Origin of the sequence: Streptomyces sp. NPDC090442 (assembly GCF_044769405.1) — a bacterium.
GTDB lineage: Bacteria > Actinomycetota > Actinomycetes > Streptomycetales > Streptomycetaceae > Streptomyces.
Window position 1 is genome coordinate 1 of the sequence record NZ_JBIVXW010000258.1, and the last position, 1407, is coordinate 1407.

Below are 1407 nucleotides of genomic sequence, written 5' to 3' on the forward strand. Positions count from 1 at the left end.
GGCCCCACCTTGTTGATGGCTGCCTCCCACCCACCGGCCTGATCATGGACCAGGCCGCGAACAGCCCACCGGACACTACGAGTTCAACCTGAGTAAGCATTCGCCACACCGATTTTTTCCCACACGCCCGTCGATGTCAGCCGGACGGTACTCATCGATTTTTCCCTGATTAGGGTGAGCCGTCAGGCCCCCGGACGCCCGAACCTGGGCAGGCCTTGGGCGAGGCAAGACCGAGGCCCAGGTACTGCCGGTAGATATCGCGGATGCGGTCGTTGAGATAGTCAGGGTTCCAGGGTTTACACGCTCCCGCGAAATGCAGCACCGCGGCGTCGGCCAGGTGATTTTCCAGCGAGCCTGCCTCAATTCCGGGATCACAGTAGGCATTCCAGGTGCTGTCCAGGCGCAGCCAGTTGTCGTCAGCGGCCCAGTTCAGGGCGTCCTGGTCGGGGAACCGGAGGCATTCGGGGTGGTGGATGAGGAGACGGCGGGCTTTTTCCATAAGCTTCAGGTCGCGGCAGGCCGTCAGGTTCAGGAGCATGACGCTGCTGTGGAAGTACTCACGGTCGCTGAGCCCGAACCGGTACCATCCCGGCTTAGCGCTGCCGCTGTCCGCCGGGTTCTGCGCGATGCATGCGGCCAGGGGCGTGTCATGCAGGGGCAGGCGCAAAAGCGGGCGCAGGCTGCGCCGTACCAGGGTGTCGGCGTCAAGATAGAGTGCGGCGGGCTCGTCTGCGAGTTCGTCTGTGATGGACAGCCGCAGGTACATCGCTTTCGACCACCAGGCCGCGACTGGCAGGTCGTCGTCCGGCTGGGAGGTCTGGCACAGCTCAGTGCTCAAGCCGATGCTCCGGGCGTGACTGAGGATTGCGGTCTGGGTGTCGTCGGGGAGCCGGTGGTGCAGGACGAACAAGCGGAGGTTTTCCGGTCCGTCAGGGTGTGCTGCGACCAGTGAGTTCATCAGCGCCTGCAGCCCGAGGGCGTAGTTTGCGTCGATGCCGCACACGATCGGCGGCAGATGAGAAGCCATCCCCCAGCCCTTCTCGTCCTGGATCTTGTCGTGTAGGCCGGGCCACTCCGCCGGCGTAAAGCGCAGACGTCGGCCTGCGGAGCCGCGGGAGCTGCAGCAGCCGCATCATCGACGGGGCGCACCCGCACGGCGGCCGTGCGTGTGCTCCGGCTGCCACTCCTTCGAGGGCGTCGCAGGGGGGTCCCTGTCGACAACGGGGCTGGTCTCTCGGCCGGTTTTCTACGGTCCTCCGCCACCGGGCACGGTCAGCCGTACGGCTGTTGGGCCCCGCGTGCACCCGTCCGTCCTTACGGGCTGCCCCGCGATTGATGTTGGGGCGTGTTGGCCTGGGAGTTCGGCTGGTGGGTGATTCAGCAGGCCGTCGCGCGGACGAGCACGAG

General features: G+C 65.9%; 1 protein-coding gene. It reads right to left on the reverse strand.

Going from position 1 to position 1407, the window contains the following annotated elements; translation table 11 throughout:
- Nucleotides 1–169 precede the first annotated feature (169 nt).
- Nucleotides 170–1027 (reverse strand): glycosyltransferase family 8 protein, encoded by an 858-nt coding sequence (locus ACIQU6_RS44870; protein WP_403488523.1) that lies wholly within the window; start codon nt 1025–1027, stop codon nt 170–172.
- Between the last annotated feature and the right edge of the window lie 380 nt (nt 1028–1407).

Bases quoted from the DNA above. Each gene is read 5' to 3' on its own strand.
- ACIQU6_RS44870 (WP_403488523.1), bottom strand. From the start codon at position 1,027: ATGGCTTCTCATCTGCCGCCGATCGTGTGCGGCATCGACGCAAACTAC.